Raw genomic sequence first — 23,555 nt, 5'->3', positions numbered from 1 at the left:
TGAGTGGTCAAACCATGTCCAGTACCGGCCCCCTGGCGGGCCTTCGCGTCCTCGATCTCACCATTGCCCTGGCCGGTCCCATGTGCACGCAGCGCATGGGCGAGATGGGCGCCGATATCGTCAAGATCGAAGCCCCAGGGGGCGGCGACTTCTCGCGCTACTCCACCATGGCCGGCATCACCAAATTCGGCGACGCGACGACCTTCGTGACCCTTAACCGCAACAAGCGCTCGCTGATCCTCGACCTCAAGTCCGATGCCGGGCGTGAGGTATTGTACCGGATGGTCAAGGATGCGGACGTGCTGGTGCAGAATTTCCGGCCGCGCGTCGCCAGCAAGCTGGGCATCGATTACGCGACGCTGAGCGCCATCAATCCGCGGCTGGTCTATGGCTCGATCAGCGGCTATGGCGAGGACGGGCCCTTGAAGGACCGGCCGGGGCAGGACCTGCTGCTGCAGAGCTTTGCCGGCCTCACCATGAATGCCGGGCGCTCCAGCGAATTGCCGCATCCTTCCCCGCTCTACATGGTCGACGTCTCGGCCTCGCACCAGCTGACCGAGGGCGTGCTGGCAGCGCTGGTGGCGCGCGCCACGACTGGACGCGGGCAGGAAATCAAGGTCACCATGGTCTCGGCGATCATGGAGATGCAGGTGCAGGAATTAACGTCGTTCATGGCGGCCGAGGCGCCGCCGACCCGTTCGGGCAGTCCGCAGGCGTCCATCTACATGGAGCCGCCCTATGGCATCTATCGCTGCGCGGACGCCCATATCGCCCTGGCCCAGGTCGATCTCGACCGGCTGGGCGACGTCATCGGCGTGCCGGCGCTGAAGGCGCTCAAGACATCGCGGCCGTCGCAGAAGGACAGCGCAGCGCTGATGCGCTGGCGCGACGACATCTATGACGCCGTCGCCGCGCGCCTGCGCGAAGACACCGTCGCGCATTGGGACAACCTGCTGACCGAGCACGGCCTGTGGTGCGGCCCGGTCAACGACTATGCGACCTTCCTCGCCCATCCGCAGACCCAGCGCTATCTCACCACCATGACGCATTCCAAGGGTGGCGAATACCGCACCGTGGCGCCGGCCATCCGCTTCTCCGGCGATCCCGATCCGTCTTTGCGCGGCTCGCCGCGCTATGGCGAGCACAGCCGCGAGGTCTTGCTCGAAGCTGGTTTCAGCATTGCCGAGGTCGACAAGCTCTTCGCGGACAATGTTGCGGTATCGCCAGTGGTGGACGTCTGATGGCCGGGCGGCTGGCAAACGGCCATGTCTTCGTCACCGGCGGCAGCCGGGGCATCGGCGCGGCCATTGTTGAAAAGGCGCTGGCCGAGGGTGCATGCGTCACCATGGTCGATCTCGACCGCGCGGCGGGCGAGGCCTTCGTCGCCGGGCTTGCCGATCGCGACCGGGTGCATTTCGAGGCCGGCGATATCCGACGCATCGAGGACATTTCGCGCGTGCACGACGCGGGCGTCAAAAAGTTCGGCGCCGTGACCGGGCTGGTCAACAATGCCGGTCGCAATTCCAATGCCGACCCGGTCACGATGACCGAGGCCGAATGGGACGATGTGTTTTCGGTCGACCTCAAGGCTGCCTGGCTCTGCGCCAAAGTGGTGCTGCCGGCCATGCTGGCGGCCAAGGCCGGGTCGATCGTCAATATCGCCTCGGTCCATGCCGACCACACGTTCCCCGGCTATTTTCCCTATGCCGCGGCGAAATCCGGCCTTGTCGGGCTCACGCGGTCGCTGGCGCTGGAAGTCGGGCCGAAGCAGGTCCGCGTCAATGCCATCTCGCCCGGCTGGACCGAGACCAAGCTGGTGGCCGAATATCTCGCCACCCAGCCGCCGGAAATGCGCCAGCAGGTGCTCGACGTGCATCCCATGGCTCGTATCGCCAAACCGGCCGAGATTGCCAATTGCGTCGTCTTCCTGCTCTCGGACGAGGCGTCCTTCGTCACCGGCGCGAACTGGCGGGTCGATGGCGGCCTTGGAGCGCGCTTCGCCGGCTGAGTAAGTTGAACGGGCCTGCGTGCCCGTCCGCATTATTGGAAAACAACATGAACAAGATTGACCTGCAAGACCAGACCGCCGTCATCACCGGCGGCGCCCAGGGACTGGGCTTCGCCATGGCTCATCGCATCCTGCAGTCCGGGGCCAAAGTCAGCCTCTGGGATCGCGATGGTGCCGTGCTGGAACAGGCTGTCGCCGCGCTCGGGCAGGGTGCTTCCAGCAAGGTGGTGGATATTACCGACCTCAATGGCTTGAGCAGGGTGCATGCGGAAGTCGAGGCGGAACTGGGCCCGGTCTCGATCCTGGTGAATTCAGCCGGCATTGCCGGCAGCAATACCAGCCTCGACCAGTATGATCCGGACGAATGGCGCCGGGTCATCGAGATCAATCTCAATGGCACATTCTACGTCAACAAGGTGGTGGTGCCGTCCATGAAGGCCCGCAATTACGGGCGTATCGTCAACATCGCCTCCGTGGCCGGCAAGGAGGGCAATCCGAACCTCTCCGCCTATTCCGCGGCCAAGGCCGGCGTCATCGGCCTCACCAAGTCCCTCGGCAAGGAACTGGCGAAATACGACATCGCGGTCAATGCCATCACGCCTGCCACCGCCAAGACCCGTATCCTCGACACCCTCACCGAGGAATTCATCAATTACATGCTGGTCCGCATTCCGCGCGGCCGCTTTCTCGATGTCGAAGAGGCCGCGGCCATGGTCGCCTGGCTGGTGTCCAAGGAGAACAGCTTCACCACCGCCTCGGTCTTCGACCTGTCGGGTGGCCGGTGCACCTACTGACCATGTCCGGCGGGGGCCGGCGCCAACGCCGGCCCGTTCGTAATGGTCATCCGCCAATGGCCTCATTGGCGGCGATGGTGGCCATGTTGATGATGCCGCGCGAGGTGACCGACGGCGCCAGGATATGCGCCGGCTGGCGCGTGCCCATCAGGATCGGCCCCACGGGCAGGGCGTTGTTGAGCTCCTTGAGCAGGGTCACCGACAGGTTCGCCGCTTCCAGATTGGGGAAGATCAGCAGGTTGGCTTCGCCCTTCAGCACCGAGTTGGGCACATAGCGCTCGCGCAGGCTTTCGTTGATCGCCAGGTCGCCCTGCATTTCGCCATCGACGACGAGGTCGGGTGCCACCTGCTTGAGTGTCTCGTAGACGACGCGCATTTTTTCGCTGGTCGTACCGTCGCGCGAGCCGAAATTCGAATAGCTCAGCAAGGCCGCTCTGGCCTCGATATTGAAGCGCTTGAGGTGGTTGTGCGCCTGCAGCGTGATGGCGACGATTTCCTCGGCCGTCGGGTCGATATTGACATAGGTATCGGCGAGGAAGAACACGCCGCGATTCATCACCAGCATGGAGAGCGCCGAAAGCTGGCGGGCTTCGGGGGCAAGCCCGATTACCGACTGGATGTCGCGGGCATGCTTGATGAAGCGCCCCTGCAAGCCGCAGATCAGCGCATCGGCCTCGCCGCGCCGCACGGCCAGCGCCCCGATGACCGTGGTATTGGTGCGCACGATGGTGCGGGCCGTGTCCGGCGTCACGCCCTTGCGGCCGACCAGTTCATGGAAATCGGCGACATAGTCGCGATAGCGCGGATCGTCTTCGGGATTGACCACATCGAAGTCCCGCCCGGCCTTGAGGGTCAGCCCGAAACGGGCGATGCGCTGCTCGATGACCGAGGGCCGGCCAATGAGGATGGAGCGGCCGATATTGTCCTCCAGCATCACCTGAGTGGCGCGCAATACGCGCTCGTCCTCGCCATCGGCAAACACGATGCGCTTGTTCTGCCCCTGCGCCCGCTCGATCATCGGCTTCATCACCAGGCCCGAGCGGAACACGAAGCGGTTGAGCGTATCGCGATAGGCGGCGAAGTCGGTGATGGGCCGCTTGGCAACGCCCGATTCCATCGCCGCCTTGGCCACGGCCGGGGCGATGCGCAGGATCAGCCGCTGGTCGAACGGGTTGGGAATGAGATAATCCGGCCCGAAAATGGCCGGCACGCCATGCGCGCTGGCTTCGAGGCCCGGCTCATGCGCCAGCCTGGCGATGGCGTGGGCGGCGGCGGCCTTCATCTCCTCGTTGATCACGGTCGCGCCGCAATCGAGCGCGCCGCGGAACAGGAAGGGGAAGCAGAGGACGTTATTGACCTGGTTGGGATAGTCCGAGCGTCCAGTGCAGATCATCGCATCGGGCCGCGCCTCGCGCGCCAGTTCGGGCATGATTTCGGGAATGGGGTTGGAGAGCGCGAGGATCAGCGGATTTGCCGCCATGTCCTTCATCATCTCGGGCTTGAGCGCACCGGCCTTGGAGAGCCCGACATAGATATCGGCGCCTTCCATCACCTCGCTCAGCTCGGTCTTGTCACTGTCCTGCGCGAAGGCGCCGCGCCAGCGGTCAACGCTGTTGTCGCGCTTTTTGGTCACTAGCCCCTTGGAATCGGCGATCCAGATATTCTCGCGCTTCGCCCCCACCGCGATCAGCATGTTCATGCAGGCAATGGCGGCCGCGCCGGCTCCCGAGGTGACGATCTTGGCCTTGGCGATGTCCTTGCCCACCAGCTTCATGGCGTTGAGCACGGCGGCGGCCACGATGATGGCGGTACCGTGCTGGTCGTCATGGAAGACGGGGATGTTCATGCGCTCGCGCAGGGCCTCCTCGATCTCGAAGCATTCCGGCGCCTTGATGTCCTCGAGATTGATGCCGCCGAAGCTAGGCTCGAGCGGCGCAACGATCTCGATGAAGCGCTTGGGATCCTGCTCGTTCACCTCGATATCGATGGAGTCGATGCCGGCGAATTTCTTGAACAGCACCGCCTTGCCTTCCATGACGGGCTTGGATGCTAGCGCGCCGATATTGCCCAGGCCGAGCACGGCGGTGCCGTTGGAGATCACCGCCACCAGATTGCCCTTGGAGGTATATTTATAGGCCGCCTGCGGATCTGCGGCGATTTCCTCGCAGGGAATGGCGACGCCGGGTGAATAGGCCAGGGACAGGTCGCGGGTATTGGCCAGCGGCTTGGTCGCCACGATTTCGAGTTTCCCGGGCTTGGGAAATTCGTGAAAATGCAAAGCTGCCTCGCGCAGGCTTGCTGCCTTGTCCTCGGTCATGTCTCGTCCCTCCAGCTATTCACCAGTTTGCTTTTCTTGAGCCTGCATCCTTTGTGGAGCAGCGCTGCGGCAGGCTCAAGCCCCCGAAGACGGGTGCCGAAGCGGTGGTGAAGCTATACTTTGGGCGTATTCGAACGCCATTGGACGATAGGATTGGTCGGCGCCGGGATCAGCTTGCGGTTGCCTGCTCCAGGCCGCGGGCCCGGGCCATCAGCGTTGCGAAAAGCCGGGCCTGAGCCGGCTGGTCCACCAGCTCTTCGGGATGCCATTGGACGGCAAGGATGTGGCGGTCTTGGGCTTCATATCCCTCGATCAGGCCGTCGAGGGTATGAACCGTTGCCGCAAGGCCTTCGGCCAGCGACTTGATGCCCTGCCGGTGGATGGAGTTCACCGCAAAGGGCGCGCTGCCGAATATGTCACCCAATACGCCACCCCGAGCCTGGACGCTGTGGGCCAGGCCATGGCGCGGCAGGTCGGGGCGGTGATCGTCGTTCCAGTCCTCGGCGGCCAGGTTCTGGGTCAGTGTGCCGCCCAGATAGACATTGATCATCTGAAAGCCGCGGCAAATCCCGAGGATGGGCAGGTCACGTTCGAGCGCCTGATCCATCAGGGCCCATTCCATCGCATCGCGCGGCTCGTCGACCGCCTTCCTGATATTGGGGTCGAGCGCCTGCCCGAAGCGCGACGGATGCACCGCTGCGCCGCCACAGAACAAGATGCCCTTCGCCTGCTCGGGCAGTACCGGTGCGGACCCGTCGGGCACCATGACCAGCGCTTCGCCACCAGCGCGCTCAACCGCCTGGACATAGGGCAGGGGATCGGTGGCCGAACCGACCGAAACGACGATGAACGGGTGCAAAGACATGCCTGAAATCCGAAAGTGCGGGCTGAGGCCCTTCTCTAGAATCTCTTGCCGGCGCGGTCCACGCTATTGCCCAAGCCGAACCAGCCATCGGCTTCGGTTATGGGGCAAGCCATAGGCTAGCCTTATGGGGGCAGTGGGTCCGTCAATATTCTTTTGCGCCCTGGGTGAAGTCGCTAGCGTGCCGGAAAATCGCGGCAGTGGCGGCGTAGAGCGCGGAGTGGACGGCGTTGAATCCAGAGGCTGATGTGGTCGATGCGGCGACCACGGACCAGAATGTGACGGTAAACTGGAACGCAGACAGCACGGTGCCGCTGCTGCTGTCCTTCCCGCATAGCGGGACGCGCTATCCCGACGATTTCGGCTATGCGCCGGGCCTGGCCTTCAATGTCATCGACTACCCTTCGGACCGATATGTCGACGAGCTGTTCGCGCATGGCGACGTGCTGGGGCTGAGTTCCATCCGGGCGAATTTCCCGCGCGCCTATATCGATGTGAACCGCCATCAGCACGATATCGACCAGACCATGCTGGAAGAGCCGGAGCGCTGGTATGGTCGGCTCCAGCCCACCGCCCTGCTCAATGGCACGACGCTGTTCTGGTCCAAGGCCAAGGAAACCGCCATCTATGACCGCAAGCTCAGCCACGCCGAGGCCAAGCGGCGGCTGGCGACGTGTCATGTGGTCTATCACCAGGCGCTGACGACGATGGTCGAAGCGCTGCGCCGCCGCTTCGGCTCCAGCGTGGTCATCGATTGCCACTCGATGATGCAGTTCGACACCAAGGCGCAGGGCGGTCGGGCCCGCCCCGAAGTCGATATCGGCACCCGCCACGGCGAATCCTGCGATCCGGCTTTGGCGCAAAAGCTTCTGGAATGCTTCGAACGGCGTGGCTACGACGTCGGCCTCAATCGGCGCTTCGCGGGCGGGGAGATCACGCTTCGCTATGGCTGGCCGGAAATCAACCAGCATCTGATCCAGATCGAATTGCGGCGCGACCTCTACATGGATGAGGAAACGCGCCTCAAGAATGACCGTTTTGAAGCGGTCAAACAGGACTGCGCGGACATCCTGACGGAGTTCAAACAGTTCATCGAAATTCAGCAAGGTGGCCACAAGACCACCCAGGACCGGGAACATCAGGAAATGGAAAACTCAAATGGGTAGATCATTCGTTACAGCGCTTCTGCTGGCGTCTTGCAGCGCCTTCGTCGTCAGCCCGGCTTCGGCCGAAACCCTTCGCATGGCCTATGGCACCGCCCCGGTCAGCGCCGATCCCTATCCCTATAGCGACACGCAGACCGGCTCGCTCGCCGAGCATGTCTTCGAGATGCTGGTGGGGCTCGACGATGCGCCGCTGCTGGCGACCGAGTGGGCGTGGGATAGCCCGACCTCGATCGTCTTCAACCTGCGCGAGGGGGTAAGTTTTTTCCAATGGCGCGCCCTTCGTGGCGCGCGACGTGGTCTACAGCATGTGCCGCATGATGTATCGCGTCGATGGCCGCGCCAATGTCGTGACCTCGGCGCTTGGGCCCGTCACCAATGTCGTTGCGGTGGATGATCACACGGTGCGCTTCGAGACCACCGCACCCTATCCGATCATCACCCAGAAGCTCAAATTCCTCAAAATCCTGTCGGCAGAAGCCGCCGGTGTCGAAGACGATATCACCTTTGATCAGGATGGCGATTGCGGCATTGTCGACGCCTATCCGAGCCAGGCCGACTTCGATGCCGGTTCGGCCGCCATCGGCACCGGCCCCTATATCTACGAAAGCTTCCAGTCGACGGGCGATGCGAACCTCGTTCGCAACGAGAACTACTGGGGCGAATTGCCCGAATGGGATCGGGTCGAAATCCGTTCTGTGCCCAATAATGGCGCCCGTATCGCCGGCCTGCTCGCCGGTGACTATGACATTGTCGAACGTCCCAGTGCCGAGGATCTCCAGCTCATCGAGCGGGACGACAATTTCGACTACAGCACGGTGCCGGGCCTGCAGACGATCTTCCTCGTTCTCGATACCAGCGCCGATGGCGCAGCCGGCGTAAGCGCCGCCGACGGTTCCAATCCGCTGGCCGATGTTCGCGTCCGCCAGGCGCTTTCCATGGCCATCGATCGCAATGCCATCACCGAACGCCTGTTCGCCGGCAATGCCACGCCGGCCAATCAGTTCGCGCCCAGCTACATGCCGGGCGCCCCGGTAATGCCCGACCTGGTGACCGATCTCGACCAGGCAAAGGCGCTGCTGGCCGAAGCCGGCTATGCCGATGGTTTTGCGCTCGAACTGAACGTGCCCGCCGACCGCTATACCAATGGTCCGCTCGTCGCCCAGGCCATCACGCAATACTGGACGCGGCTGGGTGTCGACGTCACCCTGCGCACCGAGCCCTGGTCCGTGTTCCAGACCCGGCGCACCGGCGGCGAAATGGGCGTCTTCATGTATGGCTGGGGCCACCCGCAAGGCGCTGCTCAGCTCATCTCCGGCGCCTTTGCCCAGCGCAATGACGATCTCGGCCTGGGTGCGGCCAACTTCTCCAACTATAACAGCCCCGCATTCGAAGAGGCCATGCAGGCCTGGGCTGTCGAAGTCGATCCGGCCCGTTCCCAGGAACTGGTTGCCGAGGCGATGAAGACGGCCGTTGCCGACATGCCGGGCATCCCGCTCTTCTACAACCACGAGCTGTGGGCCCATCGGGCCGATATCGAACTGGTCGGCGGCGCCGAAGGGCGTACGGTCGCCACCATGGCCCGTTCGAAGTAAAACACGACAAGCAAAGGCCCGCGGCCGGCACCGGCCGCGGGCAATTTCGTTTCTGGCCATAAGGGCAACTGCGCCGATGACTGGACTGTCCAATCCATGCTGAGTTTCGTGCTGCGCCGGCTGGGCCAGAGCGCCATCCTGCTGCTGATCATGTCGGTGCTGGTGTTTGCCGGCATGTATGTCATCAGCGATCCGGTCGCGGTCATGGCCGGCGAGGATGCGACCGAAGCCGACCGGCTGGCGCTCGCCGCCGCCCTCGGTCTCGACCGGCCGCTGCCGGTGCAATACCTCACTTTTCTCGGCAATATCCTGCGCGGGGATTTCGGCACGTCCTTCGTCTATGGACGCCCGGTGCTCGAACTGATCTTCGAGCGGCTGCCAGCGACACTGGAAGTGGTGTTCCTGGCCATGGTGCTGGGCCTGGCCTTCGGCATCCCGATGGGCATCTATTCCGGCCTCAACCGCAAGAAGCCGGCGACCAAGCTGATCAGCATGATCACCACGATCGGCTATTCCATTCCCAATTTCTGGCAGGCCTTGCTGTTCATCCTGATCTTTGCGGTCTGGTTGCGGGTGCTGCCCGCAACCGGGCGCGGGCCGACCACCGAATTCCTCGGCATGCAGCTCTCCCTGCTCAATCCGGAAGGGTTGCGCTACATGCTGCTGCCGGCGGCCAATCTGGGCGTCGCGCTGATCTGCATGCAGACCCGGCTGGCCCGTTCGGGCACCCAGGAAGTCATGTATCAGGACTATATGATGTTCGCCCGGGCCAAGGGCATCGCCCCGCCGCGCCTTATCGGGCGGCACCTGCTGCGCAACATCCTCATTCCCATCGTCACGATCACCGCGCTCGAACTGGGCACGCTCATCGCCTTTTCGACGGTGACCGAAACGGTGTTTTCCTGGCCGGGCATCGGCAAGCTGCTGCTTGACGCCATCTATCGCTCCGACCGGCCGGTGGTCGTCGCCTACATGATCCTGATCACCCTGATGTTCGTGCTCATCAATCTGGTTGCCGACATCATCTACGCCATTCTCGATCCGCGGATCCGTTACGCATGAGCGCGTCCATGTCCGAACCCGGCCTGCGCCGCCTCGAGCCGTTCCGGGCCATTTTCCGTGGCTATCCGGCGGCCACTGCCGGGCTGGTCGGCGTGGTCATCTGCGTCTTCATCGCCCTTTTCGCGCCGGTGCTGGCGCCGCAGAATCCGTTCAACCAGAACGAACTCGACATCATGAATGGCCTGCTGCCGCCCATGGGCGAAATGATGGATGGCAGCATTAGCCTCTTGGGTACCGATGCGGTGGGTCGCGATATTCTTTCGGCCGTGATGTATGGCATGCGCACCTCGCTACTGGTGGCAATCCTCTCCGTCAGCATCGGCATGATCGTCGGGGTGGTGCTGGGCCTGGTCGCAACCATGCGCGGCGGTTGGGTGGACGGCATTATCATGCGCGCCGTCGACCTGACGGTCAGTTTTCCCGGCGTGCTGCTGGCCCTCATGCTGCTGGCCGTGTTCGGTTCGGGGGTCGACAAGGTCATCTTCGCCCTGGCCATCGGCATCTGGGCGCAGAATGCCCGCCTGGTGCGGGCGGTGGGCCTTTCCGAGATGAAGAAGGACTATATCGCCGCGGCCCGTATCGGCGGCATCGGCGACCTGCGCATCATGTTTCGCTTCCTGCTGCCCAACGCCATCTCGCCGGTGCTGGTCATCCTGCCGATGGCCATATCGGGCGCCATCGTTGCCGAGGCGACATTGTCCTTTCTCGGCGTCGGCGTTCCGATCACCGAGCCCTCGCTGGGCCTCTTGATCTCGAATGGCAATGACTACCTGCTGTCCGGCCGCTGGTGGATCAGCGTGGTCCCCGGCCTCGTGCTGGTGCTGATGGTGCTGTCCATCAATGTCGTCGCCGACCGCCTGCGCGATCACGCTAATCCCTATCTGCAGGCAAAGGGGTAGGCATGTCGCTGCTTTCAATCAACAATCTCTCGATTGCCTACGCGCTGGCCAATGGCCGCGAACTCGATGCAATCACGGATTTCTCGCTGTCGCTCGAGCGCGGCCAGATCGTCGGTATCGTGGGGCAGAGCGGCGCCGGAAAATCGACGATCGGCAAGGCCGTCCTGGGCCTGCTGGGCGAAAATGCCCACATTTCGGGAGGAGAAATCCTGCTCGACGGCGAAAACCTGGCCCGGTTTTCCGAGCGGCAGTTCGCCGCCATTCGCGGCAAGCGCGTGGGTTATATCTACCAGAATCCGATGACCGCCCTGAACCCGGTACTGTCAGTGGGCGAACAACTGATCGAGGCGATCGAGGCCAATACGGACAAGCGGGGCCAGGCGGCCCGCGACCATGCCATTGCCCTGTTGACCAGCGCCGAAGTCAGCCATCCCGAACAGCGGTTGTCGAAATATCCGCACCAGCTCTCGGGTGGCCTGTGCCAGCGCATCGTCTTTGCCATCGCCATCGCGGCCCAGCCGGACCTCATCATCGCCGATGAGCCGACCACGGCGCTCGATGTTACCGTGCAGCAGGCGGTGCTGGGCACGCTGAAGCGCCTGGCGCTGCAGGAGCAGATTGCCATCATCCTCATCACCCACGACATGGGCGTGGTGTCCCAGATGTGCGACGAGGTCTATGTGCTGTCGCGCGGCAAGCTGGTGGAGCATGGGCTGACCGCGGAGATCATCGGCGCGCCGCGCGAGCGCTATACGCGGGACCTGATGGCGGCGATCCCCAGCGTCGATGAAAAGCGCCCACGCTTCGACGTGCTCGATGCCTTCGAGGACACGCCGGGCCGCTGCCGGGGCATCGACTTTCTCAAATCGGGCATTGCCGCCAATCCGGGCCAGCCGGTCCTGCTCTCGGTCCACGACCTCTCCAAGACCTTCAAGGGCGACAGGCGCGGCGAGGGCTTCAAGGCGCTGGACCGGGTGAGTTTCGAGGTCATCGCCGGCGAGACGTTCGGCATTGTCGGGGAATCCGGCTCAGGCAAATCCACGATTGGGCGGGCGATCCTGGGCCTGGTCGAGCCCGATGCCGGCGCCACGATAGCGCTGGCCGGCCGCACCATCGCGTCCGGCGACCGCAAGGGCCTGTCGCAGCGCCTGCAATGCATTTTCCAGGACCCCTATTCGTCGCTCAATCCGCGCATGGATGCGGGGACCAACATCATCTACGGACTTCTCGCCCAGCGCCTGGTGGATCGCGGGGCGGCCAGGGTGCTGGCCGAGGACCTGCTCGAAGTGGTGGGCCTGCCCCGCGCTGCTGCGGGCAAGATGCCCCATGCCTTTTCCGGCGGCGAACGGCAGCGCATCGGCATAGCCCGGGCGCTGGCCTATCGCCCCGAGCTGATCTTCTGCGACGAGCCGACATCGGCGCTGGATGTGACGGTGCAGGCCGAAGTGCTCAATCTCCTCAAGGAGTTGCAGGAGAGCCTGGGGCTGACGCTGGTCTTTGTCAGCCACGATCTGGCCGTGGTCCGGCAGATGTGCGACCGCCTGATCGTCATGAAAGCCGGGCAGATCGTCGAGCGCGGATCGGCCGAACAGGTCTTGACCGAACCCGGCGAGCCCTATACGCGCCAATTGCTCGCCGCCATGCCGCGCGTTCTGCGCAGCGCCGAACCCTCGTGACTTCAGGCGGCAGATCGCCTCGGTTCGCCCCGTGAGCACGGAGGACCGCAACATGGCCGGCCTCGCCGGCGCAGGGCAGGTGATGACCCAGGCTCCACCGCGCAATATCCGCCGGCTCAAATATATCGAGGCCTTTTCGGCTGTCGTCATGACCGGCTCGATTTCTGCCGCCGCCCGCCAGCTCAACATGTCGCAACCGGCGGTGAGCCAGCTTATCAGCAATCTGGAAAAATCGGTCGGGGTCGCCCTGTTCGTCCGGCGCAATGGCGCCATTTTCCCGACCCAGCGGGCCGAGGCACTGCATGACGATGCGCGCGACCTGCTGGCGCTGATCGACCGCATCGAAATGCACCTCAAGCCGCGGACCGACAAATTGCTGTCGCAGATCCGCATTTCGGCGACGATGTCATTCCTGACCGAAATCCTGCCGCTGCTGCTGGGCGAATTGCACAGGCATCACCCCACCGGAAGCTTCGCGGTGAGTTCGAATGCCATCGACGGGATGACCAATGCCGTGGCCGAGGGCCATGTCGATTTCGCGTTTCACACGCGGCCGCTGGAGCACGCCAATATCGTCAACCTGCTGCAATGCGAAGTGCCGCAGGTCTGCATCATGCGCGCCGACCATCCCCTGGCGCAGTTCGAGCGGATCCCGTTGAGCCAGATCAATGGCCACGATGTCATCTGGCCATCGCGTCGCGACCCCTATTTCCAGTATTATCGCGATCTGTTCCGCCGCCACAGGCTGAACTGCCGCACGGCGCTGCAATCGCCATTCGCGAATTTTTCTATCCGCATGACCGAAGTCCTCAATGCGCTGTCGTTCAACAATGCGCTGATGGCCTCGATCATCTGCCAGGCCAATAGCAACATGGTCTGGCGTCCCGTCGAGGGCATCGACGCCAGGACAAAATTCTATCTGTCTTTTCCCGAAGTGCTGTCCGGAACCGAGACGCAGTTGCTGATGCAGACCTGCTTCGCCTCGGTCATATCAGATGCCCTCGCCGAGCTGGAATGGCTGCAGGGGCCGGCATAGCCCTTCCATCAGGGATGCGGCAGGTCGTCTTGCGGGCGGATCATCGAGAAAGTGCTGACCACCTGGGTATAGTCGCGATAGCCCAGCCGGGCGATCGGGCCTGCCGTGATCACGTCGAACAGGCCATCCTTGAGACAGTCCGGCGATATGTAGATGCCGGTCACCTGGCCGATGATGTGGCTGTTGCCGGTTTGCGTGCCGTCGAGCGTAACGACAGGGGTGATGCTGACCAGCCTGCATTCGAGAGCGGCGGGCGCCCGTGCGACACGGGGCGCGCGCACGGTCTGGCTCGGCGCCTTTTCGAGCCCCGCCAGTTCGAACTCGTCCACGCCGAACGGAACGCGGGCCGAGGTCAGGTTCATCGCCTGGGCCAGCGCGCCCGAGGCCATGTTGACCACGAATTCTCCCGTTTGCACGATGTTTGCAGCGGTATGCTTCATGCCCTCGCTGGAAAAGCCGACCATGGGCGGCTTGCCGCATATGGCGTTGAAGAAGCTATAGGGCGCCAGGTTGACGCCGCCTTCTGCATCAATGGTCGAAATCCAGCCGATGGGGCGCGGCGAGACGAGGGAGGTGAATGGATCATGGGGCAGGCCATGACCATCTTCCGGCCGATAAAACATAGGAACACCGAATCCGATCGCGTCAGCGGAGGGCAGCGAATTGATGGGCGATCGCGCTATGCAGGATATCGGCCATCGCTTCGCGTGATTCCGCGGTGACAGTTGCGTAATGGGGCTGGAGAACCACGTTCTCCAGGGTGAAGAAGCGCTCGTCGATACCAGGTTCGTTGTTGAAGACATCGAGCCCCGCGCCGGCAATGCGGCCGGTGGCAAGGGCATCGAGCAGCGCCGCCTCATCGACGACGGAGCCGCGCGACACATTGATGAGAAAGCCCTGCGGCCCCAGCGCATCGAGCACGGCGCCGTTGACCAGCCCGGCCGTTTCCGGCCCGCCCGAACAGCAGAGCACGAGAATATCCACCGCTCCGGCCAAGGCCTCGGCGCTGGGGTGGAAATCATAGGGCAGGTCCGGCTTGGGGGAACGCGCCGTATAGGCGACGCTCATGCCCAGGCCGGCGGCGCGGCGCGCCACGGCCTTGCCGATCTTGCCCAGCCCGACAATACCGAGCCGGCGGGAAAACACACGCCTGGCGGGTGTCATGCGCTCGCTGCGCCAGCGTCCGGCGCGCACGAAGCGGTCGGCCTCGGGGATGCGCCGCAGCGCGGCATAGGTGAGGCCGATGGCGAAATCGGCCGTGTCCTCGGTCACCACGTCAGGCGTGTTCTGCACCGTGATGCCACGCGCCTCGGCCGCCGCCAGGTCGATCATGTCCAGCCCGGTGCCATTGCAGGCGATCAGCCGCAGATCGGGCAGGGCGTCCATCATTGCGGCATCGGCGCCGACCATGCTTGTCGTGACCAGCACGGCGTGCGGCAGGCGTTCGGCCTGCTCCGGCTTGCGCTTGAGCAGCGTGAAGTCGGCGGCGAGCCGACGCTCGAGTTCGGGCGGGATGGGCGCGACGACGAGGAGGTCCCGGCTAGAGCTCAAGGCTGGCCTCCTCGACCTTGCGGGTGCCCGAACGCACATGCTGGATGACGCTCTTGGCCGACAGGACGAGCATCACGATGGTGATGACCAGCAGCACGGCGCTTATCGGGCGTTCCCAGAAGATGGAGAACGATCCGCGCGACATCAGCAGCGCACGGCCGAAATGCTCTTCCATCATCGGGCCCAGCACGAAGCCGAGCAAGATCGGGGCCGGCGGATAGCCGAACTTGATCATGATGAAACCCATGAAGCCGAAGAACAGCACGGCGATGACGTCGAACACCTGGAAATTGATGGCGAAGACACCGATGCAGATGAAGAACAGCATGGTGGGGTAGAGCACTTTGTAGGGGATGGTCAGGATGCGCACCCAGACGCCGATCAGCGGGATATTGAGGATCAGCAGGAAGACGTTGCCGATCCAGAAGCTGGCCACCAGGCCCCAGAACATGACCGGCTGGTCGACGAGGAAGCGCGGACCCGGCACGATGCCATGGATCATCATGGCGCCCAGCAGGAAGGCCATCAGCGCGTCGCCGGGAATGCCCAGGCTGAGCGTGGGCATGAAGGCGGCCTGCACGGCCGAATTGTTGGCGGCCTCGGGGGCCACGACGCCTTCGATGGCGCCCTTGCCGAAGCGGGACGGGTCCTTGGCAACCTTCTTTTCGGCGGCATAGGCCATGAAGGTGGCCACGGTTGCGCCGGCGCCGGGCAGGGCGCCGATCAGCGCGCCGATGCCGGTGCCACGCAAAGTCGGCATGACGGAAGCCTTCAGCTCCGCCTTGCTGGGCAGCATGGACTTGAAGGTGACCTGCTTGGCGTCGATGGGCTTGCCGGAATCGCGGCCAATGCTGGAGATGATTTCGGCGACGCCGAACAGGCCCATGGCGATGGCGACCAGGCTCACCCCGTCGCTGAGTTCGAGAATGCCGAAGGTGAAGCGCATCGCGCCCGAGGCGCTGTCGGTGCCGACCGTGCCCAGGGCAAGCCCGACCACGACCATGATCAGGCTCTTGAGCGGCGAGCCGGGTGCGATGGTTGCTGCCGTGATCAGGCCGAGTGCCATGATCATGAAATATTCGGCGGAGGAGAATTTCAGCGCGAAGGCCGCGACGGCCGGCGTGAACAGCATCATCAGCACGATGGCGATCGAGCCGCCGATGAACGAGGTGATGGTCACCATGAACAGGGCGACGCCGGCCTTGCCCTGCTGGGCCATCGGATAACCGTCGAGGCACGTCACGGCTGATGTGACGGTGCCCGGCACGTTGAGCAGGATGGAGGCGGTCGAGCTGCCATATTGCGCGCCGTAGAAAATGCCGGCGAGCATGATCAGGGCGACGGTGGGGTCCATGTAGAAGGTGATGGGCAGGCACAGCGCCACGGCAGCCATGGCGCCCACGCCCGGCAGCACGCCGACAAAGGTGCCGATAGTGACGCCGAAGAAGCAGAACAGCAGGGCGTCGAGCGAAAGCGCCCGTTCAAAGCCCAGTGCGATATTTGTGAACAGATCCATTTGTCACCACCAGAAGGGCTTGAGCGGAAGATTGAAGCCGAGAATGAAGACCAGCCAGGCAAAGAAGGCGACGCCGGCGGCCAGGATGAGCGAGTTCCGGATATTGGTTCCGGGTTCGGCAAAGCGGCTGATGAAGACCAGCGCGAACGTCGCCGGGATCAGGCCCGCCGTGGTCACCAAGGCGGCGAAAGCCACAAGGCCGACGACGATGACGGCGCTGATGCGACGGGGAATATCGGGCTTCTTGGCGAGGCTGTAGCGGGCCTCAAAGCCCACGGCGACCGAGAGGAGCATCAGCAGGATGCCGATGCTGACCGGAAAGAAGCCGGGGCCGATACGGGTAATGGTGCCGATGCCATAGCCATAGCCCTCGAAGGCCATGAAGGCGCCGAGTGCGAAAAAGATGGCCGCGGCGCCCAGTTCCCACGGGTTGAGGCTTCGGCGAGATTGCGTGCTCAATTACTGTTCTCCGAAACGAGGCGGGCCTTGAGGGCAGGGGCAAGCCCACCGGCCTGCCAGACTTCAATCATCTGCGGGGCAAACGGCCTGAACTGCAGGCTGGCGCCGCTATCGACATTGCGTACGAAACCCTCGGCGACATCGACCGCGACGGTTTGATGATGGGCTACCATGGTGCTGATGCCGCGGCAGGAAATGATGGGCAGCCCGACATTGAGGGCCTTGCGGATAAAGGCGGAGTCGGTGCTTTCGACCAGCACGGCCTTGATGCCGGATTCCTTCATCGCCACGCAGGCATGGGGATGGCTGTGATGGCCGAAATTCTTGCCGGCCACGATGATGTCGCCATCGCGCACCTGGCTGGGGAATTCGGGGTTCAGCGTCAGGAAGCACATCGCCTTGAGGGCGGGGATATCGAAGCTGCCCAGGTCGGGCACCTGGGAATATTGGATAATGCCGTCATCGGCGCTGATATTGTCGCCAAAGGTCCAGGCGCGCCCTTGTATCATCTGCCGTCTCCCCGAAGGTGGGAGAGCGCCATCGGCGCTCCCCCTGATCCAGTTACTGTGCGCCTTCGACGCCGGAGGTCTCGATCAGGCCGAGAACGGTTTCGGCGTCGGCCTTGATGAAGTCAATGAACTCGGGCGTGGACTTGTAGAAGATATCGACGCCTGACTGCTGCAGGCGCTCCTGCACTTCGGGGTTGTCCAGGGCTTCGGCGATTGCGGCATCCAGCTTGGCGATCACGTCGGCGGGCGTGCCGGCCGGCGCCGAAACGCCGTACCAGGTGCCCATTTCATAGTCGCCATAGCCCAGTTCGCCCATGGTCTGCACGTCGGGCAGCAGGCTGGCCCGCTTGGTGGCGGCCACGGCCAGCGGGATCATGTCCCCGCTCTGGATATGGGCGATCAGCGGCGGCGCATTGAGGAAGCCCGTATCGACATTGCCGGCCAGGATATCGACCGTGGCCGGTGCCACGCCGGCATAGGGGATGTGCAGCATCTGCGCGCCGATACGCTGCGAGAACATGAGCGCGGTGAGGTGGGGCAGGCTGCCGCTGCCGACCGAGGCATAGGAGACGGTGTCGGGCGCCGAAAGCGCCTTCTCGGCCAGTTCGTCGATCGAGGTGATGCCCGATTCCTTGGACACGACCAGCACGTTGGGAACGCTGGCGACGGCCGCGACAAAGGCGAAATCGTCGATCCCGTTATAGCCGGCTGCCGGGTTCAGGGCGGGGGTGATGACATGGGTGGGCGATCCGGCCAGCAGGATGGTGTAGCCGTCGGGCGCGGCATGGGCGACATAGGTCGCGGCGATGGCGGTTGCGGCGCCGGTGCGGTTTTCCACCACCACGGGCTGGCCGAGCGTGCGGCCCATATATTCGGCGATCGTGCGCGCGATGAGATCGGCGGAGCCACCGGCGGCATAGGGGTTGATCAGGGCGATCGGGCGCGTCGGATAATCCTGCGCCTGGACCGCCGTTACACCCGCCGAAGCGAGCAGCGTTGCGAGCCCAATGCTCAAAAGCTTTTTCACGAATTTTCCTCCCTTAGGAACGTTGCCGTTTGTTTGCGCCGGCATGAAGGCACTATAAACCAGTTAAATGACTTTTCAAGCGGATCGACGATCCTGATCGGCGATCCGCCGCAGCATGGCGTCGAGGCCCGGTGCGGTTGGGCGACCACTCATGGCGCGCACCTGCGTCAGCTCGGCATGCAGGATTTCCGGGGATTGCAGCGCCGCCCAATAGAGCGGCCCGGCCAGATGCCGGGGGAAGCCGAAGCCGTTGCAGAAGGCCACGTCGATATCTTCGGGCTGGGCGGAAACCCCTTCGGCCACCACCCATCCCGCCTCGTTGACCATGGCAGTGAGCAGCAGCGAAACGATCTTGCCGTCGGTGAAAACCTTTCGGGCAATATCCCTGGCGCGGGATGCGTCCTCGATCAGCTGGGTAACCTCTGCGCTCGGAACCGGCTTGCCCGCCTCATAGTCATACCATCCCCTGTCGGTCTTTCTGCCGAAGCGACCCAGTTCGCACAGCGTATCGGGAATGGTGACATAGCGCTCCTCGGCCTTGCGGGTGGCGGCGAGGCGCTTGCGCATGGCCCAGGCGATGTCGAGGCCGGCCAGGTCGAACACTTCGAACGGCCCCATGGCCATGCCGAATTCGCGCATGGCGCGGTCGATCTCTTCGGGCAGGCACCCTTCTTCGAGCAGGTATTCGCATTGGCGGCGATAGGCGGCGAAAATCCGGTTGCCGACAAAGCCTTCGCCGACCCGGGTCAGGATCGGCAGCTTGCCGATGCGGCGGGCGAGCTGCAGCGCGCTGGCCAGCACATCCTGCCCGGTCTGCTCGGCCTGCACCACTTCGACCAGTTTCAGGATGGAAGCGGGATTGAAGAAATGGAGGCCAACCACCCGGTCCTTGCGGCTCACCACTTCGGCCATGGCGTCGATATCGAGATAGGAGGTGTTGGTGGCCAGGATCGCTTCCGGGCCCACAATGGTCTGCAACTGCGCGAACAAGGCCGACTTGGCCGCCATATCCTCGGGAATGGCTTCCACCACCAGCTCGCAATCGCCCAATTGCTCCAGCGTAACGGAGTGGATGCGATCGAGGAGGTCGACCACTGCAGGCAATTCGCCGCGTTTGACCAGTCGTTCGGCCGACTGGGTGATGCGCCCCATGGACTGGGCCAGCACGTCGGCATTGGCCTCGACTACGAGCACCGACAGCCCGCCGCGCGCCAGCGCAAAGGCGATGTCGCTGCCCATTCGCCCCGCGCCGATTACGCCAACCCGGTGAATGGGGCGGCCCGTGACACGCGCCGGCAGCCGCCCGGCGCGCCGCTCGGACTGAAACAGATAGCGCAGGGCCCTGGATTGCGGCGAGACCCGCAGGCGCAGGGAATAGGCGCGTTCCAGCGCCAGCGCATCGGCCGGAGGCAGGGTCAGCCCGCGCTGCACGGCTTCTATGGCCACGGGCACTGCGTCGGCGCCACGGGCCTTGGCCACAAGCGCCCTTCCGGCGGCGGCCAGGTTCTGCTGGCCGTAGGCGGGCACCGGCAGGTCGAGGCAACGGCGCTTCTGCTTATGCGTCTCGAGCCAGGCGAGGCAGGCGGCGATGACGTCGCCATCGGCCACCTGATCTACCAGGCCCGTTTCGAGCGCCCGTCCGGCGGTGAGGCGCTGCCCCGTCGCCACCATGTCGAGTGCCAGTTCCGCCCCGACGAGGCGCGGGAGCCGCACCGTTCCACCGGCGCCGGGGATCAGGCCGAGCGTGACTTCGGGCAGGCCCATGACCGCATCGGGCGATGCTACCCGCCAGTCGCAGCCCAAAGCCAGTTCGCACCCGCCGCCCAAGGCCGCGCCCTTGATGGCGGCGACAACCGGCATGGGCAGGCTTTCCAGCCGCTCGATGATTTCGGGCAGATGCGGAGCCAGGGGCGGGGCATCGAATTCGCGAATATCCGAACCGGCAACGAAATTTGCGCCGCCGCCAACCAGCACAATTCCGCTGAGATCAGTTCGCTCCGCCAGGGCGTCCAGCGCCGCCAGCAGAGCCGACCGCATGGCATGGGAGCCCACATTGAGCGGTGGGAAGTCGATCGTGACAACAGCAACCGGGCTGGTCGTCAGGATTTCGGTCTTGACGGTGCCAGGAGCGGGGATGCTGGACATCGTTTCCTCGTTCAGCCAAAAATGCAGGTCAATGAGCTTTATGTGAAAAAGCTCCAGATGGGATCGCTTGTCAACCGCATTAAATCTCTTTAACTGGTTTTATGACCTTTTGGTAGTTGAACTGGAGTTTTTGCATGTCCCTGGTGGTGGAAAGAGAAGGCAAGGTCGCGACGGTCAAGATCGATCGCCCGCCCGCCAATGCCTTGACGCTGGCGCTCTATGGCGAGATTGCCGACCTGTTCGACACCCTCTCCGCCGATAGCGCCGTCAGCTGCATCATCCTCACCGCTACCGGGTCGCGGGCCTTCTGTGCCGGGCTGGACCTCAAGGAATTCATCACCGCAACGGTCGAGGAAGACCCGTATCGCGCCGAGATCGTGCGGCGCACTTTCGCTGCGGTTCGCCACGCCAAGGTCCCCGTCATCGCTGCCGTGAACGGCCCGGCTCTGGGTGCGGGGTGCGTGCTGGCCTCGGTCTGCGATATCCGGCTGGCTGCGCCCAATGCCACTTTCGGCCTGCCCGAAGTCAATGTCGGGCGTTGTGGCGGCACCGCCCATATGGGCCGGCATCTGCCGCAGGCCATCCTGCGCCAGATGGTGTTTACCGGCAAACCGATCTCGGCCGACGAGGCGTATCGCTTCGGCTTCGTCAATGCCATTCATCCCGGCGATGCGCTGCTCGGCGCGGCCGAGGAAATGGCTGCGATCATCGCCGACAAGGCGCCGCTGGGACTGCGGCTGGGCAAGGAATCCATGAACGCTGCCGAGTTCATGGCGGTGGATGATGGATATGCGCTTGAGCAGACTTATAGTACTCGTTTAATGACGACCGAGGACGCCAGAGAGGCGGCACGCGCAGTGGTCGAAAAACGGGCTCCGATCTTTGTCGGACGATGAATATAGGCCGCCGCGCTGGCGGATATCTGGAACAGTGAGACCAATATGGCCGGCATTGACCTAAATCGAAGCAGCGTTTCCCGCTATCTCCAGCTGGCGTCGCTGTTTCGCGAGAAGATCAATTCGGGGCAGTGGAAAGTCGATCAGCAAATCCCCACGGTCGAGGATCTGGCGAGCGAATATGGTGTGGCGCGCGCCACGATCCGGCAGGCGCTGGACCAATTGGGGCGCGACGGGCTGATCGAGCGTTTCCGCGCCAAGGGCACATTCGTGCGCGGCAATTCGCAGCCGGAACTGTGGTGCTCCGTGGGTACGGACTGGTCGGGCCTGCTGCAGCCTACGGCCGATGCGCGTATCGAAGTGCTGGATGACGAAGCCGATATCGTGCTGTCCGACGTGCCCTATCTGATCGGGGAACTGGCCCCGCTCTACCGTCGCCTGCGGCGCCGGCACTGGCGCAACGACACGGCGTTCCTGTTGACCGAGGTCTATATCGACGAGCGGCTGCGCAAGTTCCTGACCGCCGAGGACATTGCCTCCAAGACGGCGTTGCGGCTGGTGCACGACATTCCGGGCCTCGCCATCCAGGATGCCCAGCAGACCCTGATCGTGGGGTCCGCCGATGTCGAGACGGCGGCGGCGCTGGACATGCAGCTGAATGCACCGGTAGCCAATGTCTATCGGCGCGTGGTGGATGCCGACGGCATTGCCGTGCTGATCGCCAAGGGCACTTATCAGGGCCACCTGGTGCGTTTCGACATCAAGCTGCGCTAACTTGCCAGCAGGGTCCGCGGGTCGACGACCTGGCCGGCCACTGCCGCTGCGGCGACCACATAGGGGCTGGACAGGTAGGAGCGCGCCTCGCGGCTGCCATTGCGGCCGTGATAGTTCATCTGATGCGTCGAAAGCTGCACCTCGCCGGGGTTGAGGAAACCCTCATAGCCCCAGCAGGTGGTGCAGCCGGGTGCCAGCACCGTGGCGCCGGCCTGCATGAAGATTTCCAGCAGGCCTTCCCGCGCCGCGCTAGCATAGACCTCGCGGCTGCCCGGCGTGATGTAGAAGGTGACATGCGGCGCGATGGTACGGCCCCTGAGGATTTCGGCGGCCGCCCGCATGTCGTCCAGCCGTGAATTGGCGCAGGAGCCCAGCGCCGCCTGATCGATCTTCAGCCCGGCAAGGCTGGCCGCCGCGACCGCATTGTGCAGTTCGGGCGGCGGGGAAATCATCGGTTCGATCGCCGACAGGTCATAATCGTGCTCGTAGTCGTAATGCGCGCCGACGTCGCTGGAGATAGGCTCGATATCCGCTCCCCCGCGCTCCCGCGCATAGGCCAGCGCCAGCTCATCCACCGGCATCAGGGCGCTATCGGCCCCGGCATGGTAGGAGCAGGCAAGCAGCGACTGGCGTTCATCGAGGCTCAGCCCGGCAATGGCCGGGCCGGCATATTCGATACAGGCCTGGCTCAGCAGGTCGGTCTGGGCGAAATCGCGGATGATCACCTGCACCAGGTCGCGGGTCATCACCCCGGCCGGAAGCTTGCCATGCAGGTTGAAGCGCACCGAGCGCGGCACCATCATCCAGTTCTCATCGGTGAGTTGGGACACCACGACTTCGGACGACATGGCGATGTTGAGCGCCCCCACCACGCCGACCGTGGCGATATTGGGCTCGTCGGAAAAGATCAGGTCGCCTGGCTTGGCAAAGCCATTCTCGGTCATCACCAGATGGCGCAGGCCCGAACCGGGGCCATAGAAGCGGGCGCCGGTTTCGCGAGCGAAATCCTGCATTTCCCGATGCGCCTGATAATAGGGCGTGCCCATGCTGGCCGAGGTGGTGTGGTCGACGACCATGACCACCTTTTCCGGTCGCTTGAGCGTGGTGCAGCCGGCCTGCTGCATGATGCGCTTGCGCGGCCCCCAGGAGATTTCCTGGCACACAGTATAGGTGGGAGAAACGGTGACATATTCGCCGGGCAGCACGGTTTCGCGTCCCGCGGCGCGCGCCACGATCTTTTCGGCCATTGTCAGCATGATGGGTCTC

At 63.8% G+C, this 23,555-nt stretch carries 22 protein-coding genes; 12 read left to right on the top strand and 10 right to left on the bottom strand.

Annotated features, from left to right (window positions below; translation table 11 throughout):
• The first annotated feature begins 14 nt into the window (after positions 1-14).
• Genes FPZ08_RS14730 through FPZ08_RS14720 form a run of 3 tightly spaced genes read left to right on the top strand, consistent with a single transcriptional unit; the run spans position 15 to position 2,802 of the window.
• A complete protein-coding gene (locus FPZ08_RS14730) occupies positions 15-1,241 on the top strand; it encodes a CaiB/BaiF CoA transferase family protein (RefSeq protein ID WP_186767020.1) in 1,227 nt (408 codons plus the stop codon).
• Positions 1,241-2,008, top strand: a complete 768-nt coding sequence (locus FPZ08_RS14725; RefSeq protein ID WP_146290705.1) for a glucose 1-dehydrogenase — start codon at positions 1,241-1,243, stop codon at positions 2,006-2,008. Before FPZ08_RS14730 ends, FPZ08_RS14725 begins: the two co-directional genes overlap by 1 nt.
• A gap of 47 nt (positions 2,009-2,055) precedes the next feature.
• Positions 2,056-2,802, top strand: coding sequence for an SDR family NAD(P)-dependent oxidoreductase (locus tag FPZ08_RS14720; protein WP_146290704.1), 747 nt, complete (start codon positions 2,056-2,058; stop codon positions 2,800-2,802).
• A 46-nt stretch (positions 2,803-2,848) separates the two neighbouring features.
• Here FPZ08_RS14720 and FPZ08_RS14715 read toward each other — a convergent pair whose 3' ends face one another.
• The gene (locus FPZ08_RS14715; RefSeq protein WP_146290703.1) at positions 2,849-5,119 is read right to left on the bottom strand and encodes an NADP-dependent malic enzyme; all 2,271 of its coding nucleotides are present in this window, start codon (positions 5,117-5,119) and stop codon (positions 2,849-2,851) included.
• Between the two features lie 169 nt (positions 5,120-5,288).
• Positions 5,289-5,984, bottom strand: coding sequence for a gamma-glutamyl-gamma-aminobutyrate hydrolase family protein (locus tag FPZ08_RS14710; RefSeq protein ID WP_146290702.1), 696 nt, complete (start codon positions 5,982-5,984; stop codon positions 5,289-5,291).
• A 227-nt stretch (positions 5,985-6,211) separates the two neighbouring features.
• On the opposite strand from FPZ08_RS14710, the gene FPZ08_RS14705 reads away from it, so the two are divergent.
• The 7 genes from FPZ08_RS14705 to FPZ08_RS14675 all read left to right on the top strand — a co-directional run bounded on the left by FPZ08_RS14705 (position 6,212) and on the right by FPZ08_RS14675 (position 13,412).
• Complete coding sequence (locus FPZ08_RS14705; RefSeq protein WP_146290701.1) at positions 6,212-7,147, top strand: N-formylglutamate amidohydrolase; 936 nt, start codon at positions 6,212-6,214, stop codon at positions 7,145-7,147.
• The gene (locus tag FPZ08_RS14700; protein WP_146290700.1) at positions 7,140-7,541 is read left to right on the top strand and encodes a hypothetical protein; all 402 of its coding nucleotides are present in this window, start codon (positions 7,140-7,142) and stop codon (positions 7,539-7,541) included. Before FPZ08_RS14705 ends, FPZ08_RS14700 begins: the two co-directional genes overlap by 8 nt.
• On the top strand, positions 7,462-8,739 hold the full coding sequence (locus FPZ08_RS14695; RefSeq protein ID WP_246132671.1) for an ABC transporter substrate-binding protein: 1,278 nt from the start codon (positions 7,462-7,464) through the stop codon (positions 8,737-8,739). Before FPZ08_RS14700 ends, FPZ08_RS14695 begins: the two co-directional genes overlap by 80 nt.
• A gap of 96 nt (positions 8,740-8,835) precedes the next feature.
• Positions 8,836-9,801 carry an ABC transporter permease gene (locus FPZ08_RS14690; protein ID WP_146290698.1) on the top strand — a complete coding sequence of 322 codons (966 nt, stop codon included), beginning with the start codon at positions 8,836-8,838 and terminating at the stop codon, positions 9,799-9,801.
• A gap of 8 nt (positions 9,802-9,809) precedes the next feature.
• Complete coding sequence (locus tag FPZ08_RS14685; RefSeq protein WP_246132670.1) at positions 9,810-10,700, top strand: ABC transporter permease; 891 nt, start codon at positions 9,810-9,812, stop codon at positions 10,698-10,700.
• A 2-nt stretch (positions 10,701-10,702) separates the two neighbouring features.
• Complete coding sequence (locus tag FPZ08_RS14680) at positions 10,703-12,376, top strand: dipeptide ABC transporter ATP-binding protein (protein ID WP_146290696.1); 1,674 nt, start codon at positions 10,703-10,705, stop codon at positions 12,374-12,376.
• Positions 12,377-12,428: 52 nt separating this feature from the next.
• Positions 12,429-13,412: a LysR family transcriptional regulator gene (locus FPZ08_RS14675; RefSeq protein WP_146290695.1), complete on the top strand. Its 984-nt coding sequence runs from the start codon at positions 12,429-12,431 to the stop codon at positions 13,410-13,412.
• An 8-nt stretch (positions 13,413-13,420) separates the two neighbouring features.
• Here FPZ08_RS14675 and FPZ08_RS14670 read toward each other — a convergent pair whose 3' ends face one another.
• From FPZ08_RS14670 to FPZ08_RS14640, 7 genes are all read right to left on the bottom strand, one after another.
• The gene (locus FPZ08_RS14670; protein WP_146290694.1) at positions 13,421-14,035 is read right to left on the bottom strand and encodes a flavin reductase family protein; all 615 of its coding nucleotides are present in this window, start codon (positions 14,033-14,035) and stop codon (positions 13,421-13,423) included.
• 22 nt (positions 14,036-14,057) lie between these two features.
• Positions 14,058-14,963: a 2-hydroxyacid dehydrogenase gene (locus FPZ08_RS14665; RefSeq protein ID WP_246132669.1), complete on the bottom strand. Its 906-nt coding sequence runs from the start codon at positions 14,961-14,963 to the stop codon at positions 14,058-14,060.
• A complete protein-coding gene (locus FPZ08_RS14660) occupies positions 14,953-16,479 on the bottom strand; it encodes a tripartite tricarboxylate transporter permease (protein WP_146290692.1) in 1,527 nt (508 codons plus the stop codon). The genes FPZ08_RS14665 and FPZ08_RS14660 overlap by 11 nt, the downstream gene beginning before the upstream one ends.
• 3 nt (positions 16,480-16,482) lie before the next feature.
• Positions 16,483-16,938, bottom strand: a complete 456-nt coding sequence (locus FPZ08_RS14655) for a tripartite tricarboxylate transporter TctB family protein (RefSeq protein ID WP_146290691.1) — start codon at positions 16,936-16,938, stop codon at positions 16,483-16,485.
• Positions 16,935-17,447, bottom strand: coding sequence for a LeuD/DmdB family oxidoreductase small subunit (locus tag FPZ08_RS14650; RefSeq protein ID WP_146290690.1), 513 nt, complete (start codon positions 17,445-17,447; stop codon positions 16,935-16,937). Before FPZ08_RS14650 ends, FPZ08_RS14655 begins: the two co-directional genes overlap by 4 nt.
• Positions 17,448-17,499: 52 nt before the next feature.
• Positions 17,500-18,474 carry a Bug family tripartite tricarboxylate transporter substrate binding protein gene (locus FPZ08_RS14645; protein ID WP_186767018.1) on the bottom strand — a complete coding sequence of 325 codons (975 nt, stop codon included), beginning with the start codon at positions 18,472-18,474 and terminating at the stop codon, positions 17,500-17,502.
• Between the two features lie 75 nt (positions 18,475-18,549).
• Positions 18,550-20,619: a 3-hydroxyacyl-CoA dehydrogenase NAD-binding domain-containing protein gene (locus FPZ08_RS14640; RefSeq protein WP_146290688.1), complete on the bottom strand. Its 2,070-nt coding sequence runs from the start codon at positions 20,617-20,619 to the stop codon at positions 18,550-18,552.
• A 134-nt stretch (positions 20,620-20,753) separates the two neighbouring features.
• Here FPZ08_RS14640 and FPZ08_RS14635 point away from each other — a divergent pair, with 134 nt between their 5' ends.
• Both FPZ08_RS14635 and FPZ08_RS14630 read left to right on the top strand, forming a co-directional pair.
• The gene (locus tag FPZ08_RS14635; protein WP_146290687.1) at positions 20,754-21,515 is read left to right on the top strand and encodes an enoyl-CoA hydratase/isomerase family protein; all 762 of its coding nucleotides are present in this window, start codon (positions 20,754-20,756) and stop codon (positions 21,513-21,515) included.
• A 45-nt stretch (positions 21,516-21,560) separates the two neighbouring features.
• Positions 21,561-22,289 carry a GntR family transcriptional regulator gene (locus tag FPZ08_RS14630; protein WP_146290686.1) on the top strand — a complete coding sequence of 243 codons (729 nt, stop codon included), beginning with the start codon at positions 21,561-21,563 and terminating at the stop codon, positions 22,287-22,289.
• Here FPZ08_RS14630 and FPZ08_RS14625 read toward each other — a convergent pair.
• Positions 22,286-23,545 carry a 3-isopropylmalate dehydratase large subunit gene (locus FPZ08_RS14625; RefSeq protein ID WP_146290685.1) on the bottom strand — a complete coding sequence of 420 codons (1,260 nt, stop codon included), beginning with the start codon at positions 23,543-23,545 and terminating at the stop codon, positions 22,286-22,288. The genes FPZ08_RS14630 and FPZ08_RS14625 overlap by 4 nt on opposite strands.
• Positions 23,546-23,555 lie beyond the last annotated feature (10 nt).

Origin of the sequence: Devosia ginsengisoli (assembly GCF_007859655.1) — a bacterium.
Classification (GTDB): Bacteria; Pseudomonadota; Alphaproteobacteria; order Rhizobiales; family Devosiaceae; genus Devosia; species Devosia ginsengisoli.
The sequence above is the reverse complement of the archived record's forward strand: the minus strand, read 5'-3'. Positions and strand labels throughout refer to the sequence as shown.

Bases quoted from the DNA above. Each gene is read 5' to 3' on its own strand.
- FPZ08_RS14730 (WP_186767020.1), top strand. From the start codon at position 15: ATGTCCAGTACCGGCCCCCTGGCGGGCCTTCGCGTCCTCGATCTCACC.
- FPZ08_RS14725 (WP_146290705.1), top strand. From the start codon at position 1,241: ATGGCCGGGCGGCTGGCAAACGGCCATGTCTTCGTCACCGGCGGCAGC.
- FPZ08_RS14720 (WP_146290704.1), top strand. From the start codon at position 2,056: ATGAACAAGATTGACCTGCAAGACCAGACCGCCGTCATCACCGGCGGC.
- FPZ08_RS14715 (WP_146290703.1), bottom strand. From the start codon at position 5,119: ATGACCGAGGACAAGGCAGCAAGCCTGCGCGAGGCAGCTTTGCATTTT.
- FPZ08_RS14710 (WP_146290702.1), bottom strand. From the start codon at position 5,984: ATGTCTTTGCACCCGTTCATCGTCGTTTCGGTCGGTTCGGCCACCGAT.
- FPZ08_RS14700 (WP_146290700.1), top strand. From the start codon at position 7,140: ATGGGTAGATCATTCGTTACAGCGCTTCTGCTGGCGTCTTGCAGCGCC.
- FPZ08_RS14695 (WP_246132671.1), top strand. From the start codon at position 7,462: ATGATGTATCGCGTCGATGGCCGCGCCAATGTCGTGACCTCGGCGCTT.
- FPZ08_RS14690 (WP_146290698.1), top strand. From the start codon at position 8,836: ATGCTGAGTTTCGTGCTGCGCCGGCTGGGCCAGAGCGCCATCCTGCTG.
- FPZ08_RS14685 (WP_246132670.1), top strand. From the start codon at position 9,810: ATGTCCGAACCCGGCCTGCGCCGCCTCGAGCCGTTCCGGGCCATTTTC.
- FPZ08_RS14680 (WP_146290696.1), top strand. From the start codon at position 10,703: ATGTCGCTGCTTTCAATCAACAATCTCTCGATTGCCTACGCGCTGGCC.
- FPZ08_RS14675 (WP_146290695.1), top strand. From the start codon at position 12,429: ATGGCCGGCCTCGCCGGCGCAGGGCAGGTGATGACCCAGGCTCCACCG.
- FPZ08_RS14670 (WP_146290694.1), bottom strand. From the start codon at position 14,035: ATGTTTTATCGGCCGGAAGATGGTCATGGCCTGCCCCATGATCCATTC.
- FPZ08_RS14660 (WP_146290692.1), bottom strand. From the start codon at position 16,479: ATGGATCTGTTCACAAATATCGCACTGGGCTTTGAACGGGCGCTTTCG.
- FPZ08_RS14650 (WP_146290690.1), bottom strand. From the start codon at position 17,447: ATGATACAAGGGCGCGCCTGGACCTTTGGCGACAATATCAGCGCCGAT.
- FPZ08_RS14640 (WP_146290688.1), bottom strand. From the start codon at position 20,619: ATGTCCAGCATCCCCGCTCCTGGCACCGTCAAGACCGAAATCCTGACG.
- FPZ08_RS14635 (WP_146290687.1), top strand. From the start codon at position 20,754: ATGTCCCTGGTGGTGGAAAGAGAAGGCAAGGTCGCGACGGTCAAGATC.
- FPZ08_RS14630 (WP_146290686.1), top strand. From the start codon at position 21,561: ATGGCCGGCATTGACCTAAATCGAAGCAGCGTTTCCCGCTATCTCCAG.
- FPZ08_RS14625 (WP_146290685.1), bottom strand. From the start codon at position 23,545: ATGCTGACAATGGCCGAAAAGATCGTGGCGCGCGCCGCGGGACGCGAA.